The sequence below is a fragment of the Streptomyces olivaceus genome (genome assembly GCF_000721235.1).
GTDB lineage: Bacteria > Actinomycetota > Actinomycetes > Streptomycetales > Streptomycetaceae > Streptomyces > Streptomyces olivaceus.
This window is the reverse complement of sequence record NZ_JOFH01000011.1, coordinates 59138-76397: the sequence shown is the minus strand read 5'-3', so window position 1 is coordinate 76397 and position 17260 is coordinate 59138. Positions and strand designations below refer to the sequence as shown.

Below are 17260 nucleotides of genomic sequence, written 5' to 3'. Positions count from 1 at the left end.
GTGGATCGCTGGTGCGAATATATGGACCACTGATCCGGAAAGTCAAGAGTGCGAGAGGCAGATGCGGGCCGACGCCAGGAAGAACCGCGAACAGTTGCTCGCAGTAGCGGGCACGGCCATCACCGAGCAGGGTGTCGACGTGTCCCTGCGCGACATCGCGCGCAGGGCAGACGTCGGGCTCGCCACGCTGCTGCGGCACTTCCCGACGCGCGAGGCGCTGCTTGACGCACTGCTCCGCGCGAGTTTCGACGAGCTGACGGCAGAGGCGGACGCGCTGGAGAGGGCGAGCGAACCCGGGGACGCTCTGGTCTTGTGGCTGCGCGACTGCGTCGCGTGGACAACCGAGTACCGGGGCGTGACCGTGTTGATGGCGGCCGCCATCAACGACACCGAATCCGCCCTCCACGCCTCGTGCGTCAGTCTGCGCGCAGCCGGCGCGCGGCTCCTCGCGCGCGCCCAGAGCGCGGGCGCGGCGCGGACCGACATCGACGGAGCCGGTCTGTTCGCGCTGGTGGCGGCGCTGGCCTGGCTCGGCGACCAGCCCTCACTCGCCCCACGCGCCGGCCACCTCTTCGACCTGATCACGAGCGCGATTCTGACCCGTGAAGAGAGCGGCCACGTCGAGGCGGGCCGCCGTTCTGGGGGCCGTGGCTGACCGGTCGCGCGCACGGACCGGCTGACTGGGCAGCGCCCTCGGTACGGCGCGGCCGCCCCGGGTGCACCAGTGCGGCCCTCCGCGCCTGTCAGAGCGCGGGGTACAGGCCACGGACCGGGCTGAGGGACTCCAGCAGCGAGGCGAGGTGCAGGATCGTCGACTCGGAGTGCCAGCTCGCTGCCAGCTGCACGCCGATCGGCATGCCGTCGCTGCTGGTGCCGAATCGCATGGACAGTGCGGGGAGTCCGGTCAGGTTGAACGGAATGGTCGCTGTCTGGATGTGGGCAGCCTTCACCGTCCGGCCGTTGATGGTGAACCGGGAGAGCCCGTGCTCGTGCGCGGGGATGGGCAGTACCGGGAGCAGGAGGGCGTCGTACTGCTGGAAGTACGCGGCGAACGCGTCCCGGAGGCGTTCGACGCCCTGTTCGGCCAGGACGTAGTCGCGGAGGGGCGTGTCGGGGCGTGCGAGCACGTACTTCGAGACCTTGGCCATCTGGTCTTCACGGCCGGCGGTGACGTCCTGGAAGGCCGGCTTGATCTCCATGACGTGCTGTCGGTAGAAGAGGTCGAGCGGGTTGTCCCGTTCCAGTGCCGGGATGCCCACCGCATCGACCACGGCCCCGGCACTCCTCAGAGCTTCGGCGGCCTTCTGCACGGTGGCCGCGACCTCCGAGTCGATAGGGCCGAGTCCGGAGTCGGTCAGCCATCCGACGCGGACGGGGCGGTCCGGCGACGCGCCCAGGCCTGCGTCGAATCCGGGCGGAGCAGTGGCGAAGCCGTCGGCGCCGTCCGGCCCGGACAGCAGCGAGTAGGCCAGTGCGAGGTCGCGGATGGTGCGGGCCATCGGGCCGACGTGCCAGTTGCGGCGGGGTGCTCGTGGCCAGACCCCGGTCATCGGGATGCGCCCGTGGGTTGCCTTGAGGGCGACGATGCCGGTGTGAGCGGCCGGCCCGCGCACCGAGATCGCCAGGTCGCTGCCGAGTCCGAGAGGCGACATGCCGGCCGCGATCGCCGCTGATTCGCCGCCGCTGGAACCGCCGGGCGTGCGGTCGAGGTTCCAGGGGTTGTTCGTCCTGCCGGTCAGGAGGTTGTCGGACTCGGTCGAGTACGAGAACTCCGGCAGGTTGGTCTTCGCGAGGAGGATCGCGCCGGCACGCTTGAGGCGGGCCACGCTGGTGGCGTCCGTGTCCGGGATGCGGCCCTCGAAGATCGGGGAACCGCGCTGGGTCAGTACTCCGGCCGTGTCGAACGAGTCCTTGGCCGTGAACGGGACGCCGAGCAACGGCCCGATCTCGACGCCGGCCGCCACTGCCGCGTCGGCGGCTTCGGCGGCCTCCAAGGCTCCGTCGGCGAGCGTGACGACGGCATTGACGCTGGGATTCGTGGCCTCGATGCGATCGAGGTGCGCCTGTACCACCTCGACGGACGACACCTCCCTGTCGCGGATCCGTTCAGCGAGTTCGCTCGCGTCGGAGTGGATGAGGTCGGTGGTCACAGTGGCCTCCTGTTTTAGACCGGTCTACTAGTCGGTGAATCCGCCGCCTGGACCGGTGTGTCGGGGCCGGCAGGACATGCGGTGAGGCTTGTCAGGGGAGAAGGACCTGACGGGTGACGGTCATGGCGCGGTCGAGATGGTGTGCACTGCGGTGAATCTTCGTCATCATGCTCGCTCCGAGCCATAGGTCGTAGAGCGCCTCGGCCGTCGTGCGAGGGCTTTCGTCGACGGACACGGACCCGTCGGCGACGCCGTCGGCGATCATCCGCTCCAGGCGGTCGACGATCCCGGTGGTCCCGGCTTTCGTCGCCAGCCTCATCACCTCGGAGAGGTCGGCGACCTCCGCGCCGAGCTTGACGACCAGGCACCCGCCTTGGCAGTCGTCCGCAGCCTGCGTGTCGTAGAACCTCTGCCAGTAGCTCATCAGGTGCTCTGCCGAACTCCTGCCCGTGTCGGCGACGATGGCGTCCATGGACGTGAGGTAGCCGTCGAAGTAGCTCTTCATCATCGCCTCGCCGAAGGCGTCCTTGGAGGCGAAGTAGTGGTAGAACGACCCCTTGGGGACGCCGGCTGCGGTGAGGATCTCGTTGATGCCGACCGCGGCGTAGCCCTTCGCGGCCACGATCCGCTGTGCGGCCTCCAGGAGGGCTTGGCGCGTCTCCGTCTTGGTGGCAGACATGCTTGGACCCTAGTAGTTGATTAGACCGGTCGTCTACAGCAAGGCCGGGCGTCCGCACTGTGACCGTTCCGCTACCGCGCCGCTGATGTCCCGGCCGAGGGCGAGCGGCGGTCGGTCGAGCAGGGGGACTCACCGGCGCGCAGGAGCGACCCGACCGGGTTCAGTCCGGTCGCCTCGACGGGGGCGAGGCGGATGCCGCGATGAAGGCCCGTACGAGAGGGCGGTCGTCTCCGCGGCGGGTGGCCATGAGGATCTGGCTCACTGTTGGAGGTTCGTCGAGTTCGAGCCTTCGGGCGCCCGGCGGAAGCAGTGTGGTGACGCTGTAGGGAGCGATGCTGACACCGAGGCCGGCCGCGACGAACGTGACGATGGTGTGCCAGTTCGAGCATTCCTGCGCGACCTGAACGTCGATGCCGGCATTCCGCAACGGCCGGGTGTTCGTCTCGAAGGCCTCGGGACCCGCTGACCGCGGGAAGAGGATCAGAGGGTCGGCGGCCAGCGCTCGCGCTGCCACCCGCTCGCCCCCGGCGGCGGGGTGGTCTGCGGGAACGACGGCGACGAACCGTTCCGACGCCAGGAGGGAAAGGTCGATGTCGTCCCGCCTCTCGGCGTCCCGGACGATTCCGACGTCGGCTGTGCCTCGCTCCAGGGCCGCCAGGACGTCGGTGGTGAAGCCGTCGTGCAGCTTGACCTGGACCTCGGGGCGGCGGCGGGAGAATTCACCGAGGTACTCGCCGACGATGGTGGTGGCGGAGGTGATGAAGGCGACATCCAGGCGGCCGGCCTCGCCACGGCCGACGCGCCCGGCCTCGTCGAGGTCGGCCGCCAGAGTGTCCAGCAGACTCCGCGCCCGTGGCTGGAACGCCGCCCCCGCTTCTGTGAGGCGGACGCTCCGGGAAGTCCGGCGGAACAACTCGACGCCGACGATCGTCTCAAGCTGTCTGATCTGCTGGGACAGGGCGGGCTGGGCGATATGCAGCCGACCGGAGGCGCGGCCGAAGTGCAGTTCCTCGGCCAGCGCCAGGAAGTACCGGAGATGGCGGAGCTCGATACGTCGATCCATAGGGGCAGCTTATTGATGGCCACCCGGGTGCGTATTGGACATATGGGTGAGTACGGCCGGAGGCTGTGGGGAGCAATACCGAAAGGGAGTTTGCCCCATGTCGTACGACGCCTCTGGCCCCGTCGAGATCTCCTCGATCGCCTCGCAAAGTGACGCTGACGCGTTCTACGTGCTGAACGAGGAGTGGATCTCGCGCCTCTTCACCCTGGAGGGCGAGGACCGAGCGGTGCTCGGTGATCCGTTCGGCCGCATCGTGGCATCGGGCGGCGACGTGCTCGTGGCCCGAGAGCCGGGCCGTGGGGCTGCGGTCGGCTGCGTCGCGCTGCTGGCCTATCCGGATGACGTGTTCGAACTGGCGAAGATGGCCGTGGCTCCCGCCGCGCAGGGACGCGGCATCGGCCGGCTGCTCGTGGCCGCAGCGGTCGACCGCGCCAAGGCACTCGGTGGGACACGGCTGTTCCTCGGTACGAACACCAAGCTGGCCCCCGCCATCCGCCTCTACGAGAACGCGGGGTTTGTCGGGATCACTCGCGACCGTCTCCCCGTGTCCGACTACTACGCCCGCGCCGACGTCCTCATGGAACTGATGTGAATTCCCCGCCCGCTAGTGGAAATGGCGTGCGATGAAGGCTTCCGTCACGCCGCTCCCGAGGTCGGCCTGCCGCTCGCCGTCCAGGTATGAGAAGGATCTATCGCAACGCGTACTTCTATCGATGGGCGGACGGGAAGGGCATTACCTCCCTGGCGGTTGGAGTGTTCGACGAGGACGGGCGTAACGCCTGTCCCGCGGAACATGCCTGGAGCATCCGATGCCGTATTCATTGAGGGACAAACGCGTTCTGATCGTGGGGAGCGGCTCTGACATCGCTGCCGCCCTGGTGACCGATCTCCTCCGGGAAGGCGCGCGGGTCACGCTCGCGGGCCGGAACATCGAGAAGACCGCCTCCGCGACGAAGGCACTCGGGGACGCCGTCCGGCCCCTTTCGCTCGACCTTTCGGACGAGGAGTCGATCCGGGCCGCCGCCGATCAGGTCCGGGCCGCCGGGGGGCTGGATCATCTCGTCAGTGTCGCTACGGAGCGCGCCAACGGGCCGGTCGCCTCCCTTGAGCGCGGCGCGCTGCACGCGGCCTTCGACGCCAAGGTCGTGGGCCCGATCCTGCTGGCGAAGCACTTCGCGCGGTTGATCGCCGAGGAAGGGTCGCTGCTGTTCTTCTCGGGCCTGGCCGCGTGGCGGCCATCGCCGGGACTCGCCGCTATGGCGGCCACCAACGGCAGTGTGAGCACCCTCGCTTCCGCTCTCGCGGTCGAATTGGCGCCCACGCGTGTCAACGCCCTCTCGCCCGGTGTGATCGACACCAGCAACTGGGACGTCGTCGCGGCCGACAAGCAGGAGTTGTTCCGACAGGTCGCAGCCTCCGCGCCGGCGCGCCGGGTCGGGGACCCGTCCGATGTCTCGGCCGCCGCCCGGGCGTTGTTGGTCAACCCGTACATCAACGGCGAGACCCTCCACGTCGACGGTGGAGCGCGCTGGTCCTGACGGGCGACGCGAGCACAGGACAGCATCACCAAAAGGAGCACTCACCATGAGCAGTATCAGCATCATCGGCCTGGGCCAGATGGCCCGCGTCCTCGCCGCCCGCGCGCTCGACGGCGGCAACACCGTCGAGGTCATCGGCCGTGACGCGGCCAGGGCCGCGGACGTGGCCGGCGCCCTCGGCCACGGCGCCACGGCGGGAACACCGGGCGCGGCCCCGGCCGGGGACATCGTCGTCCTCGCCGTGCCCCACGGCAGCGCCGTTCCGGTCGTCAGCCGGTACGGGGACGCGCTGGCCGGCAAGGTCCTCGTCGACATCACGAACCCCTTCAACGCCAGTGCCACGGGGGTTGTCACCTCCGACGGCACCTCCGTCGCGCAGGAAGTCGCCAAGGCCGCTCCGGCCGGCGCCCACGTCGTCAAGGCGTTCAACACCGTCTTCGGTCATGTCCTGGCCAAGGGAGGCCCGTTGGACGTGTTCATCGCCGGTGACGACGCGCAGGCCAAGGTGAACACGGCGGCGTTCATCCAGAGCCTCGGCCTACGCCCGTTGGACACCGGCGACCTGCAGATGGCGCAGTGGCTGGAGGGGGCCGGAGTACTGATGATGGGCCTGGGACGCCATGGCGTGGGGAACTACGACTTCTCCCTCGGCGTCACCGTCACCGACTGAGCGCCCGAAGGCCACATCGGCGCCGTGTACGAGCTCGGCGGCGACGAATCCTTCACCTTGACTGACCTCGCCGCCGCGATCTCTGCTGCGGCCGGGAAGCAGGTTGCCTACGCCGACCTCCCGGTGGCCGACCTGGCCCAGGTGCTGTCCGCCGCGGGTCTGCCCGCGGAGCTGGCGGAGGTCCTCGCCGACGCCGACCGCGGCATGAACCGCGGCGAGATGTACACCGACTCCGGCGACTTGCGCCGCCTGATCGGCCGACCGCCCGCGACCCTGGCCGAGGAACTCGCGGTCGCCCTGCGTTCCTGAGGTTGGAAGCGCAGGCCCCGGGCCGTCCTGCACGGCGATGTGCCGGGCGCGCCGCCCGTCCTCTCGCTCGGGGCGGTTCGGTGGTGGCCCGAGGAATACGAGCGGCCTGGTGCCGTTCGGGCGCCAGGCCTGTTCGGGGAGCGTCGAGCAGGGACGGGGTGCCGGGTTGCTCGCCGGGTGGTGGTGTCCGGCACGGACGGCGGTGGGCGCGGCCGGAGACACGGGTGACGTCAGGCGTCGGGGATGTCCTCCTTCGCCCGGACGAGGGTTTCCCGGCTCACGACGACGATGCGTTCGTAGTCGGCGCGGGCGGCGTCGGCGGGCAGTTCACGCTCCAGTGCCTCGGTGGCCTCGGTGCCGATGACGGCGAAATTGCCGTCGCTCAGTTCGAACACGTCGGGGCAGGTGGAGGTCGAGGTACTGCCCCGGGCGCTCGGAGGCACACCGATGCGGCGCACAATCTTCAAAGGGACCGATCCTTGGCTTCGGCCAGAATGACTCTGGACAGAGTGACGAAGTGACAGAGTGTCAGATCGCACACGGTACTGGTGTTCACGGCGTCGCGGTGCGTCGCAGGCCGAAATGCCCGCCGTCGTGTCGCGTGCCGCCGCCGGCCGGCCCCTGTCGCCGGTCGGCCACGCGCGAACGCGCCGGTGGATCAGTCGCTCGGAGGCGTGCCGACGACCCACCACTCGTCCGTGTCGGCCGCGTCGATGTCCTCCACGAGGCCGTCGACCATGCGTCCCATCCGCGCCTCGGCGGAGTCCGCGTCGAGCGAGGCCCGCATGTGCCGCGACGCTTCCCAGTACTCACGGAAGATCGGGCTCTGGAAGTACTCCCGCAGGGCCGCGTACAGCTCGTCCCGGCTCACGAGTCCCGCCTGGTGCACGTGGTACAGGTACACGTACCAGGCGTTGGCGTAGATGAACTGACGGCGCCTCTCGGCCGGGATGCCCTTGTCGTACGGATCCATCACCTCGGCCAGCGACGGATCGTCGAGCGCCCTGGTCAGCAGCTCCCAGTGCATGCGCTGCTGATGCGCCAGCGACGTGCGCCGCAGGGCCGTCTCGTCCAGCTCCAACTGCCGCGCCCGGGCCGCCGCCAGCCGCCGCCGCGCGGCCAGCGAGACCCCGGCCGTGGCGGCCAGCATGCCGGCCGCCGCGGAGCCGAACCTCCCCGTGATCTTCTTGCGTGTGACCATGTCAACCCCCGTTTCGGGCGACCGCCCACCGGTCGTCGAGTGCGGGTCGGCTGACGGGGACCGGCGAGCGATGGGTGGTGCTGCCGCCTCCAGAGTGCCGAGCGGCGCTGACCGGCGGGGAGGCGGAGAGGCGGCGCACGGAGGGAACGAGGGTCGCACGGTCCCGCGCCTGCAGAACGTTTGCCCGGCACGCCCTGCTGACAATCGTTCACTCCGCGGATACCGGGCCGACTCGTATCCTGAACAGGGCAGTCCGGTACGCGGGTGTACTCCCGTCGGGGACCGGCGTACGCGTAGGTGAGAGAGAGGTCGCACGGTGGGGCAGCGCCCGACTCCGCAGCAGGTTCCGGTCGTCGTACTCGCCGGATTCCTCGGCTCCGGAAAGACCACACTCCTCAACCACCTCCTCCACCGCAGCGGAGGCAGCCGGATCGGCGCCGTCGTCAACGACTTCGGCTCGATCGAGATCGACGCGATGGCCGTCGCCGGCGCCCTCGGGGACTCCACCGTCTCGCTCGGCAACGGATGCCTGTGCTGCGCGGTCGACGTGAGCGAACTGGACGGGTACCTGGAGCGGCTGACCGGGCCCGAGGCGGGTATCGACGTCGTCGTCATCGAGGCCAGCGGTCTCGCCGAGCCGCAGGAGCTGGTGCGCATGCTGCTCGCCAGTGAACAGCCCCAGGTCGTCTACGGCGGACTCGTCGAGGTCGTCGACGCCGCCGAGTTCGACGCCACCCGCGCCAGGCACCCCGAGATCGACCGGCACCTGGCGCTGGCCGACCTGGTCGTGGTCAACAAGACCGACCGGGCCCCGGACGCCGGACGCGTACTGGATCTCGTCCGCTCGCTCGCCGAGGGCGCCGCCGTGGTGCCCGCCACCTACGGCCGTGTCGACCCCGAGTTCCTGTACGACTGCCGGCCCGCCGAGGAGCGGGTCGGCCAGCTCTCCTTCGACGACCTGCACGACCACGCCGCGGGCGGCGCCGCGCACGCCGGGCATCTGCACGCCGACTACGACACCCTCTCGTTCGTCTCCGACGTGCCGCTCGACCCGCGCCGGCTCATGCGGTTCCTGGACAGCCGGCCCGAGGGCCTCTACCGGATCAAGGGGTACGTCGACTTCGGCCCGTACGACACCCGCAACCGGTACGCCGTCCACGCCGTCGGCCGCTTCCTGCGCTTCTACCCGGAGCCCTGGACGGCCGCGGGCCCGGCCGGCGCCCGCAGCACCCAGCTCGTCCTCATCGGCTCCGGCATCGACGCACCGGCCCTCGGCGGGGAACTCGACGCGTGCCGCAGGGCCGCCGACGCCCCGCCCGCCGACGAACACGGCATGTGGGGCGTCCTGCGCTACGTACGCACCCCGGACGGCGAGGAACCGGACGGCGAGGTGCCGGGCGGCGAGGAACCGGACGGGGCCGATTCCCGCGCCGGCGGCCCCGGCGCCGAGGAACCGCCTGCCGTTCCTTGAGGCGGTCCCTCAGCGCGCATGTTCCTCAGTGCGTAAGTTCCTCAGTAGGCCAGGTCCTCAGGCAGGCCCCGCCACCACCGAGACCGTCTTCGGCAGCGACACGCCCGAGCCGTCACGGCGCGGGTCGATGTCCGGGAGCTGGACCGGTGTCCCGTTCTTCTGCGCGGCACGGGCCGGGACGGTGCCCGCCCAGGCGAAGGCCAGGCAGTCCTCGCCCTTCAGGAACCGCTGGCAGCGCACACCGCCCGTGGCGCGGCCCTTGCGCGGGTACTGGTCGAACGGCGTGAGCTTGGCCGTGGTCTGCACGGAGTCGTCCAGCGTGCCGCGCGAACCGGCGACCGTGAAGACCACCGCGTCCGCCGCCGGGTCCACCACGGTGAACGAGATGACCTTGGCGCCGTCGGCGACCTTCACGCCCGCCACACCGCCCGCCGGACGGCCCTGTGGGCGTACCTGCGAGGCCTGGTAGCGCAGGAGCTGCGCGTCGTCGGTGATGAAGACCAGATCCTCGTCCCCGGTGCGCAACTCGGCCCCGCCGACGACCCGGTCGCCGTCCCTGAGGGCGATGACCTCCAACTCGTCCTTGTTGGACGGGTAGTCCGGCACCACCCGTTTGACGACCCCCTGTTCCGTGCCGAGCGCCAGGCCGGGCGAGGACTCGTCCAGGGTGCTCAAACAGACGACGTCCTCGTCGTCCTCCAGGGACACGAACTCGGCGAGCGGCGCGCCACCCGCGAGGTTCGGCGTCGGCATGGACTCGGGGAGCTGGGGCAGGTCCACGACGTTCACCCGCAGCAGGCGCCCCGCGGACGTCACCACGCCCACCTCGCCGCGTGCCGTGGCCGGCACCGCCGAGACGATCAGGTCGTGCTTGACGCGCCCCGCGCCCTTCTCCGTGACGAGGGCGTCGTCGTTCGCCGTGCGGGCCAGCAGGCCCGTCGAGGACAGCAGCACCCGGCACGGGTCGTCCGCCACCTGGAGCGGCACCGCGGCCACCGGGGTACCGCTCGACTCCAGCAGCGTCGTGCGCCGGTCGGTGCCGAACTTCTTGGCCACCACGGCCAGTTCGGCAGAGACCAGCTTGCGCAGCTCGGCGTCCGAGTCGAGGATCCGGGTCAGCTCCTCGATCTCCGCGTTCAACCGGTCCTTCTCGGACTCCAGCTCGATGCGGTCGTACTTGGTGAGGCGGCGCAGCGGCGTGTCCAGGATGTACTGGGTCTGGGTGTCGCTCAGTCCGAAGCGCTCCATCAGGCGCTGCTTGGCCTGCGCCGAGTTCTCGCTGGAGCGGATGAGCCGGATGACCTCGTCGATGTCGACCAGGGCGGTGAGCAGGCCCTCCACGAGGTGCAGCCGGTTCCGCCTCTTGGTCCGGCGGAACTCGCTGCGGCGCCGTACGACGGTGAACCGGTGGTCGAGGTAGACCTCCAGCAGCTCCTTGAGACCCAGGGTGAGGGGCTGGCCGTCCACCAGGGCGACGTTGTTGATGCCGAAGGACTCCTCCATGGCCGTCAGCTTGTAGAGCTGCTCCAGGACCGCCTCCGGCACGAAGCCGTTCTTGATCTCGACGACCAGGCGCAGCCCGTGCGCGCGGTCGGTGAGGTCCTTGACGTCGGCGATGCCCTGGAGCTTCTTCGAGCCCACCAGGTCCTTGATCTTCGAGATGACCTTCTCGGGGCCGACCGCGAAGGGCAGTTCGGTGACGACGAGGCCCTTGCGGCGGGCCGTCACCGTCTCCACGGACACGGTCGCGCGGATCTTGAAGGTGCCGCGGCCCGTCGCGTACGCGTCCCGGATGCCGGGCAGGCCGACGATCCGGCCGCCGGTGGGCAGGTCCGGGCCCGGCACGTGCTTCATCAGCGCTTCGAGGTCGGCGTTCGGATGCCGGATCAGGTGGCGGGCGGCCGCGATCACCTCGCGCAGGTTGTGCGGCGGCATGTTGGTGGCCATGCCGACGGCGATGCCGGAGGCGCCGTTGACCAGCAGGTTGGGGAAGGCGGCGGGCAGCGCCACCGGCTCCTGCTCCTGGCCGTCGTAGTTGGGTCCGAAGTCGACGGTGTCCTCGTCGATGGACTCCGTCATCAGGCTGGTGGCCTCGGTCATCCGGCACTCGGTGTACCGCATGGCGGCCGGCGGGTCGTCGTTGCCCAGGGAGCCGAAGTTGCCGTGGCCGTCGACCAGGGGCACCCGCATGGAGAACGGCTGCGCCATGCGCACCAGCGCGTCGTAGATGGACGCGTCGCCGTGCGGGTGGAGCTTGCCCATCACCTCGCCGACGACGCGGGCGCACTTCACGTAGCTGCGCTCGGGGCGCAACCCCATCTCGTTCATCTGGTAGACGATGCGCCGGTGCACCGGCTTGAGGCCGTCGCGGGCGTCCGGCAGTGCGCGGGAGTAGATGACCGAGTACGCGTACTCGAGGAAGGAGCCCTGCATCTCGTCGACGACGTCGATGTCGAGGATCTTCTCCTCGTACGAGTCGTCGGGCGGCGGGGTCTTCGTACTACGGCGGGCCATCGCTGCCGGCTCCTTGCTGAAGCGTGAACGGTGATCTGACGAGGTCCATTGTGGACTGCGGCACTGACAGCGACCGACCAGGACCCGTCACGGGTTGCCCGGCCCCCGGCCCGGCGCTGCCCGCAGGGTACGCCCTCGGACGCGCCGGACCGTCAACCGCGTTCTCGCTCTCGGCGTACGGCGGCCGGGAACTCCACCGGTGTCCCGCACGCTTGCATACAGTGGCAGGACCGGCGGAATCCCGCAGTTCCGCCCGCTGATTCCACCAGTGATTCCGCCAAGGATTTCGCGATCGAAGGGACGTACATGCCCATGGGTCACACGGCCACAGCCCAGGCAGGCTCCGGCGGCCTGACAGCGACCGAGCACCGCCTGGCCAACGGCCTGCGCGTGGTGCTCTCCGAGGACCACCTGACCCCGGTCGCGGCGGTGTGCCTCTGGTACGACGTCGGCTCCCGCCACGAGGTCAAGGGACGCACCGGCCTGGCTCACCTTTTCGAGCACCTGATGTTCCAGGGCTCCGCCCAGGTCAAGGGCAACGGCCACTTCGAGCTGGTGCAGGGCGCCGGCGGCTCGCTCAACGGCACCACCAGTTTCGAACGGACCAACTACTTCGAGACCATGCCCGCCCACCAGCTGGAGCTCGCCCTCTGGCTGGAGGCCGACCGCATGGGCTCCCTGCTGGCCGCCCTCGACGACGAGTCGATGGAGAACCAGCGGGACGTCGTCAAGAACGAACGCCGCCAGCGCTACGACAACGTCCCCTACGGAACCGCCTTCGAGCGGATGACCGCCCTCGCCTACCCGGAGGGCCACCCCTACCACCACACGCCGATCGGCTCGATGGCCGACCTGGACGCGGCGACCCTGGAGGACGCGCGCGCGTTCTTCCGCACCTACTACGCGCCGAACAACGCGGTGCTGTCGATCGTCGGTGACATCGACCCCGAGCAGACCCTCGCCTGGGTCGAGAAGTACTTCGGGTCCATCGCCTCCCACGACGGCAAGCAGCCGCCGCGCGACGGCTCGCTGCCCGACGTCATGGGCGCGCAGCTGCGCGAGGTCGTCGAGGAGGAGGTGCCGGCCCGCGCCCTGATGGCGGCCTACCGCCTCCCGGAGGACGGCACGCGCGCGTGCGACGCGGCCGACCTCGCGCTCACCGTCCTGGGCGGCGGCGAGTCGTCCCGCCTCTACAACCGGCTGGTGCGCCGCGACCGCACGGCCGTCGCCGCCGGGTTCGGCCTGCTGCGGCTCGCCGGCGCGCCCTCCCTGGGGTGGCTGGACGTGAAGACGTCCGGGGACGTCGAGGTGCCGGTCATCGAGGCCGCCGTCGACGAGGAGCTGGCCCGCTTCGCCGAGGAGGGCCCCACGGCAGAGGAGATGGAGCGCGCCCAGGCGCAGCTGGAGCGGGAGTGGCTGGACCGGCTGGGCACGGTCGCGGGCCGCGCCGACGAACTGTGCCGGTACGCCGTGCTGTTCGGCGACCCGCAGCTCGCCCTCACCGCCGTCGGGCGAGTGCTGGAGGTGACGGCCGACGAGGTCCAGGAGGTCGCCAAGGCCCGCCTGCGCCCCGACAACCGCGCGGTGCTCGTCTACGAGCCCACCGCCCCCGCCGACGAGAACGACGCCACCGACGAGAACGAGGAGGCGGCCAAGTGACCGAGCTCGCCACCATGGAATTCCACGCCCGCCCGCAGGCCGGCGAGCCCAAGCCGTGGGCCTTCCCGGCCCCCGAGCGCGGCAGCCTCGGCAACGGCCTCACCGTGCTGCGCTGCCACCGGCCCGGCCAGCAGGTCGTGGCCGTGGAGGTGCTGCTCGACGCGCCCCTGGACGCCGAGCCCGCCGGTCTCGACGGCGTCGCCACCATCATGGCGCGCGCCTTCTCCGAGGGCACCGACAAGCACTCCGCCGAGGACTTCGCCGCCGAGCTGGAGCGCTGCGGCGCCACCCTCGACGCGTACGCCGACCACCCCGGCGTACGGCTGAGCCTGGAGGTGCCCGCCTCCCGCCTCGCCAAGGCCCTCGGCCTCCTCGCCGACGCCCTCAGGGCGCCCGCCTTCGCGGACGGCGAGGTCGAACGGCTGGTGCGCAACCGGCTCGACGAGATCCCGCACGAGCTGGCCAACCCCTCCCGGCGCGCCGCCAAGGAGCTCTCCAAGGAGCTGTTCCCGGCGGACTCCCGCATGTCGCGCCCGCGCCAGGGCACCGAGGAGACGGTCGAGGCCGTCGACTCCGCGGCCGTACGCGCCTTCTACGAGCGGCACGTCCGGCCCGCCACGGCCACCGCGGTCGTCGTCGGCGACCTCACCGGCCTCGATCTCGACGCGCTGCTCGGCGACACCCTGGGCGCGTGGACCGGCTCGGCCGCGCAGCCGCGGCCCGTGCCCGCGGTCACCGCCGACGACCGGGGCCGGGTCGTCATCGTCGACCGTCCCGGCGCCGTCCAGACGCAGCTGCTGATCGGCCGCACCGGCTCCGACCGGCACGACCGCGTGTGGCCCGCGCAGGTGCTCGGCACCTACTGCCTCGGCGGCACCCTCACCTCCCGCCTGGACCGGGTCCTGCGCGAGGAGAAGGGCTACACCTACGGCGTCCGGGCGTTCGGGCAGGTGCTGCGGTCCGCGCCGGACGGCACGGGTGCCGCCATGCTCGCCATCAGCGGCTCCGTCGACACGCCCAACACCGGTCCCGCGCTGGAGGACCTGTGGACGGTGCTGCGCACGCTCGCCGAGGAGGGGCTCACCGACGCCGAACGCGACGTGGCCGTGCAGAACCTGGTGGGCGTGGCGCCGCTGAAGTACGAGACGGCGGCGGCCGTGGCGAGCACCCTGGCCGACCAGGTCGAGCAGCACCTGCCCGACGACTTCCAGGCGACGCTCTACCGCCGGCTCGTCGCCACGGGCACTGTGGAGGCCACCGCGGCGGTCGTCAACGCCTTCCCGGTGGACGGCCTGGTGACGGTCCTGGTCGGTGACGCGGCGCAGATCAAGGAGCCCGTGGAGGCCCTCGGCATCGGTGAAGTCACCGTGGTGGCCGCCGAGTAGCGGCGCGCGAATGTGCGGCCCTGGTGACCGGAGTGTCACCAGGGCCGCCGTTTGTCCGAATTGGGGGAGTGGCTGCCCTTCTGCCCTGTGGCGTGCGCTACAAAAGGCCGGTTGTGTTTGAGGATTGAAGACAGCCCCGCTTAGCTTCGTCCGGGCTGTCCGTCAGGTGCAGTGCGCCGCATCCGCGGCACCGGACAGTCATCGCCGAGTCCCCGTACGGCGCGAGCCAGGGGAGCCGGGGACCCACCGCAGTCCCTGGGGTGAATCGGACGCCCGCGCGCGCAGCGAGGGGGTCCGTAGGAGACCTTCCTGCTCCGAACCCGTCAGCTAACCCGGTAGGCGAGAGGGAAGGAAAGGACCAGCCTCTACATGGCGTTCACGCGCGCCACCGGGAAGCACCGCCGTGCCGGCAGGGTGCACCGCTCCACCGCCCGCGCGGCGGGAGTCGCGGCCCTCGCCACCACCGGCGTCGTCGGCACCCTCGCGGCTCCGGCGCTCGCCGCCGAGCCCGAGGTGGAGCAGAGCGGCCTCACCCCGGTCGTCACCATCGGCGACTCCATAGCCGACGAGATCGACGCCCAGGCCGTCGCACAGAAGCAGGCCGCCGCGGACGCCGCAGCCCGCGAGGCCGCCCAGGAGGCGGCACGCGAGCGGGCCGCCGAGGCGGCCAAGGAGGCACGCGAGGCCAAGGAGCGCGCCGCGCGGGAGGCGGAGCGCAAGCGCCTCAACACCTTCGTCCCGCCGATCACGGCCTCCTACGTCTCCACCGCCTACCAGGCCGGCAGCTCCCTGTGGTCCTCCGGCAGCCACACCGGCATCGACTTCCACGCCTCCAGCGGGACCACCGTCCACGCGGTGGGCGTCGGCACCGTCGTCGAGGCGGGCTGGGGCGGGGCCTACGGCAACCAGGTCGTCGTCAGGATGCACGACGGCACGTACACGCAGTACGGGCACCTGTCCTCCGTCGGCGTCTCGGTCGGCCAGGCGGTCGAGCCGGGCCAGCAGATCGGCCTCTCCGGCGCCACCGGCAACGTCACCGGACCGCACCTGCACTTCGAGGCCCGTACGACCCCCGAGTACGGCTCGGACATGGACCCCGTGGCCTACCTCCGCTCCCACGGCGTCGACGTCTGACGGCGGACGGTACGGCACCGAGAGCCCCGGCCCTCCCGGAACCACGGGAGGGCCGGGGTTTTCGCATTCCAGCCGACGCGCCGGCCCCGCGTGGCCAAAAAATATCCATGAAATCTGCTCCGCCGCCGGAATACCCGCACGATTGGCCTAGAGTCGTTTGAATACGTCAATCGTCGACGTTGCACGGGGATTAAGACGGAGGTCGGGCATGCGTATTCCGGCGCATTCGGTGTGTACGGCGATCCGGGACGACATCGTGACCGGAGTCCACGCCCGCGGAAGCAGACTCACCGAGGAGCTCCTGGCCCGCCGGTACGGCGTCTCGCGCGTCCCCGTGCGCGAGGCGCTGCGGACCCTGGAGGCCGAGGGGTTCGTGGTGACCCGGCGGCACGCGGGCGCGTGCGTCGCGGAACCGAGCGCGCAGGAGGCCGCCGACCTCCTGGAGACCCGCGCCCTGCTGGAGCCGCTCGGCGCCGCCCGGGCCGCCCGGCGCCGTACCGACGCCCACCTCAGGGTGCTGCGCGGACTGGTCCGCCTCGGTCAGGAGCGGGCGAGGCAGGGCGCGGGCGAGGAACTGCGCCCGCTGGGAGGCTGGTTCCACGAGACGCTCGCCCAGGCCGCGGGCAGTCCCTCCCTCACGGCCCTGCTGACCCAGTTGCGCCACAAGATCGCCTGGATGTACACCGTGGACGCGCCGGCCGGGCCGGTGGAGTACTGGGCGGAGCACGGCGCGATCGTCGACGCGGTGGCCAGGGGCGACGGCGAACGGGCCCGGGCGCTGATGGCGCTGCACACCGAGCGGTCCACGCCGGCGCACCGGCTGCGCTTCGCCCCCGGGGGCGGTCGGACGGAGCGGGTGAGGAACGCGCAACCTCGCGTAAACACGGCGAGCGTTCGGCAGTAACACGGGCGCCGTATACAAAGAGCGGGAAATGCGGAAGCTCTTTTCCTGCTGCCCGGAAAGCGCGGACGGGTCGGCGTCGCGCGCTTTTCGGGCGGCCGAAAAGGGAAAGGCCCACCCGGTGGTCCGGGAGGGCCTTTCCGTGCTGCTCCGTCCGGAGAGGTACTGCTGCCTCCGGAGCGGTGTCGCTGTCCGTCAGACGGTCTCGGGCAGTTCCTCGAGCCCCTCGGCGACCAGCTTCGCCAGCCGGTCCAGGGCGGCGTCCGCGCCCTCGGCGTCGGAGGCGAGGACGATCTCCTCGCCGCCCTGGGCGCCGAGGCCGAGGACGGCCAGCATGGAGGCCGCGTTGACGGGGGACCCGTCGGCCTTGGCGATCGTCACCGGGACGCCGGTGGCCGTGGCGGCCCGGACGAAGATGGAGGCGGGGCGGGCGTGGAGACCCTCGGCCCAGCCGACGTTGACGCGGCGCTCAGCCATGTGATGCTGCCCTTCAGGTGTTCAGAGGCGTGCGGGTGTTGCAGGGGCTTGACGTGGTGCAGAGCTTGAGTTGTCGACGTTGGTGCTTGGCTCAAGTTGTCTAGACCAG

General features: G+C 70.9%; 17 protein-coding genes and 1 riboswitch. Of the genes, 10 read left to right on the top strand and 7 right to left on the bottom strand.

Translation table 11 applies throughout. From position 1 onward, the window contains the following. Positions 1–61 precede the first annotated feature (61 nt). On the top strand, positions 62–655 hold the full coding sequence (locus IG94_RS0113970) for a TetR/AcrR family transcriptional regulator (protein ID WP_031035319.1): 594 nt from the start codon (positions 62–64) through the stop codon (positions 653–655). Between the two features lie 88 nt (positions 656–743). Here the strand turns inward: IG94_RS0113970 and IG94_RS0113965 are convergent, their stop codons facing one another. The 3 genes from IG94_RS0113965 to IG94_RS0113955 form a co-directional block, all read right to left on the bottom strand. Next, the gene (locus IG94_RS0113965) at positions 744–2150 is read right to left on the bottom strand and encodes an amidase (RefSeq protein ID WP_031035318.1); all 1407 of its coding nucleotides are present in this window, start codon (positions 2148–2150) and stop codon (positions 744–746) included. Between the two features lie 91 nt (positions 2151–2241). Further along, the gene (locus IG94_RS0113960; RefSeq protein ID WP_031035316.1) at positions 2242–2829 is read right to left on the bottom strand and encodes a TetR/AcrR family transcriptional regulator; all 588 of its coding nucleotides are present in this window, start codon (positions 2827–2829) and stop codon (positions 2242–2244) included. A 160-nt stretch (positions 2830–2989) separates the two neighbouring features. Next, the gene (locus IG94_RS0113955) at positions 2990–3892 is read right to left on the bottom strand and encodes a LysR family transcriptional regulator (RefSeq protein WP_031035313.1); all 903 of its coding nucleotides are present in this window, start codon (positions 3890–3892) and stop codon (positions 2990–2992) included. A 97-nt stretch (positions 3893–3989) separates the two neighbouring features. On the opposite strand from IG94_RS0113955, the gene IG94_RS0113950 reads away from it, so the two are divergent. The 4 genes from IG94_RS0113950 to IG94_RS0113935 all read left to right on the top strand — a co-directional run bounded on the left by IG94_RS0113950 (position 3990) and on the right by IG94_RS0113935 (position 6409). Next, complete coding sequence (locus IG94_RS0113950) at positions 3990–4484, top strand: GNAT family N-acetyltransferase (RefSeq protein ID WP_031035311.1); 495 nt, start codon at positions 3990–3992, stop codon at positions 4482–4484. Positions 4485–4701: 217 nt separating this feature from the next. Further along, entirely contained in the window at positions 4702–5430 is a 729-nt protein-coding gene (locus IG94_RS0113945) for an SDR family oxidoreductase (RefSeq protein WP_031035309.1), read from the top strand. Between the two features lie 46 nt (positions 5431–5476). Beyond that, a complete protein-coding gene (locus IG94_RS0113940; RefSeq protein ID WP_031035307.1) occupies positions 5477–6100 on the top strand; it encodes an NADPH-dependent F420 reductase in 624 nt (207 codons plus the stop codon). A 24-nt stretch (positions 6101–6124) separates the two neighbouring features. Beyond that, on the top strand, positions 6125–6409 hold the full coding sequence (locus IG94_RS0113935) for a Rossmann-fold NAD(P)-binding domain-containing protein (RefSeq protein ID WP_031035304.1): 285 nt from the start codon (positions 6125–6127) through the stop codon (positions 6407–6409). A gap of 230 nt (positions 6410–6639) precedes the next feature. On the opposite strand, the gene IG94_RS0113930 is transcribed toward IG94_RS0113935, so the two are convergent. Then, the gene (locus IG94_RS0113930; protein WP_031035302.1) at positions 6640–6876 is read right to left on the bottom strand and encodes a hypothetical protein; all 237 of its coding nucleotides are present in this window, start codon (positions 6874–6876) and stop codon (positions 6640–6642) included. A 191-nt stretch (positions 6877–7067) separates the two neighbouring features. Further along, positions 7068–7610, bottom strand: a complete 543-nt coding sequence (locus tag IG94_RS0113925; protein ID WP_031035300.1) for a DUF6082 family protein — start codon at positions 7608–7610, stop codon at positions 7068–7070. 316 nt (positions 7611–7926) lie between these two features. Between IG94_RS0113925 and IG94_RS0113920 the strand changes: the two genes are divergently transcribed. Next, positions 7927–9081 carry a CobW family GTP-binding protein gene (locus tag IG94_RS0113920; RefSeq protein WP_031035296.1) on the top strand — a complete coding sequence of 385 codons (1155 nt, stop codon included), beginning with the start codon at positions 7927–7929 and terminating at the stop codon, positions 9079–9081. Between the two features lie 57 nt (positions 9082–9138). Here IG94_RS0113920 and IG94_RS0113915 read toward each other — a convergent pair whose 3' ends face one another. Continuing rightward, the gene (locus tag IG94_RS0113915) at positions 9139–11595 is read right to left on the bottom strand and encodes a DNA gyrase/topoisomerase IV subunit A (protein WP_031035294.1); all 2457 of its coding nucleotides are present in this window, start codon (positions 11593–11595) and stop codon (positions 9139–9141) included. Positions 11596–11901: 306 nt separating this feature from the next. On the opposite strand from IG94_RS0113915, the gene IG94_RS0113910 reads away from it, so the two are divergent. From IG94_RS0113910 to IG94_RS0113895, 4 genes are all read left to right on the top strand, one after another. Then, positions 11902–13254 carry a M16 family metallopeptidase gene (locus IG94_RS0113910; RefSeq protein ID WP_031035291.1) on the top strand — a complete coding sequence of 451 codons (1353 nt, stop codon included), beginning with the start codon at positions 11902–11904 and terminating at the stop codon, positions 13252–13254. Further along, on the top strand, positions 13251–14639 hold the full coding sequence (locus IG94_RS0113905) for a M16 family metallopeptidase (protein ID WP_031035289.1): 1389 nt from the start codon (positions 13251–13253) through the stop codon (positions 14637–14639). Before IG94_RS0113910 ends, IG94_RS0113905 begins: the two co-directional genes overlap by 4 nt. A 192-nt stretch (positions 14640–14831) precedes the next feature. Then, positions 14832–14996, top strand: a riboswitch (cyclic di-AMP (ydaO/yuaA leader). 12 nt (positions 14997–15008) lie between these two features. Continuing rightward, positions 15009–15773, top strand: coding sequence for a M23 family metallopeptidase (locus IG94_RS0113900; protein WP_031035288.1), 765 nt, complete (start codon positions 15009–15011; stop codon positions 15771–15773). A gap of 208 nt (positions 15774–15981) precedes the next feature. Next, a complete protein-coding gene (locus IG94_RS0113895) occupies positions 15982–16677 on the top strand; it encodes a GntR family transcriptional regulator (protein ID WP_031035286.1) in 696 nt (231 codons plus the stop codon). A gap of 192 nt (positions 16678–16869) precedes the next feature. Here the strand turns inward: IG94_RS0113895 and IG94_RS0113890 are convergent, their stop codons facing one another. Further along, on the bottom strand, positions 16870–17151 hold the full coding sequence (locus IG94_RS0113890) for an HPr family phosphocarrier protein (RefSeq protein WP_031035284.1): 282 nt from the start codon (positions 17149–17151) through the stop codon (positions 16870–16872). Positions 17152–17260 lie beyond the last annotated feature (109 nt).

Bases quoted from the DNA above. Each gene is read 5' to 3' on its own strand.
- IG94_RS0113970 (WP_031035319.1), top strand. From the start codon at position 62: ATGCGGGCCGACGCCAGGAAGAACCGCGAACAGTTGCTCGCAGTAGCG.
- IG94_RS0113960 (WP_031035316.1), bottom strand. From the start codon at position 2,829: ATGTCTGCCACCAAGACGGAGACGCGCCAAGCCCTCCTGGAGGCCGCA.
- IG94_RS0113955 (WP_031035313.1), bottom strand. From the start codon at position 3,892: ATGGATCGACGTATCGAGCTCCGCCATCTCCGGTACTTCCTGGCGCTG.
- IG94_RS0113950 (WP_031035311.1), top strand. From the start codon at position 3,990: ATGTCGTACGACGCCTCTGGCCCCGTCGAGATCTCCTCGATCGCCTCG.
- IG94_RS0113945 (WP_031035309.1), top strand. From the start codon at position 4,702: ATGCCGTATTCATTGAGGGACAAACGCGTTCTGATCGTGGGGAGCGGC.
- IG94_RS0113940 (WP_031035307.1), top strand. From the start codon at position 5,477: ATGAGCAGTATCAGCATCATCGGCCTGGGCCAGATGGCCCGCGTCCTC.
- IG94_RS0113925 (WP_031035300.1), bottom strand. From the start codon at position 7,610: ATGGTCACACGCAAGAAGATCACGGGGAGGTTCGGCTCCGCGGCGGCC.
- IG94_RS0113915 (WP_031035294.1), bottom strand. From the start codon at position 11,595: ATGGCCCGCCGTAGTACGAAGACCCCGCCGCCCGACGACTCGTACGAG.
- IG94_RS0113910 (WP_031035291.1), top strand. From the start codon at position 11,902: ATGCCCATGGGTCACACGGCCACAGCCCAGGCAGGCTCCGGCGGCCTG.
- IG94_RS0113900 (WP_031035288.1), top strand. From the start codon at position 15,009: ATGGCGTTCACGCGCGCCACCGGGAAGCACCGCCGTGCCGGCAGGGTG.
- IG94_RS0113895 (WP_031035286.1), top strand. From the start codon at position 15,982: ATGCGTATTCCGGCGCATTCGGTGTGTACGGCGATCCGGGACGACATC.
- IG94_RS0113890 (WP_031035284.1), bottom strand. From the start codon at position 17,151: ATGGCTGAGCGCCGCGTCAACGTCGGCTGGGCCGAGGGTCTCCACGCC.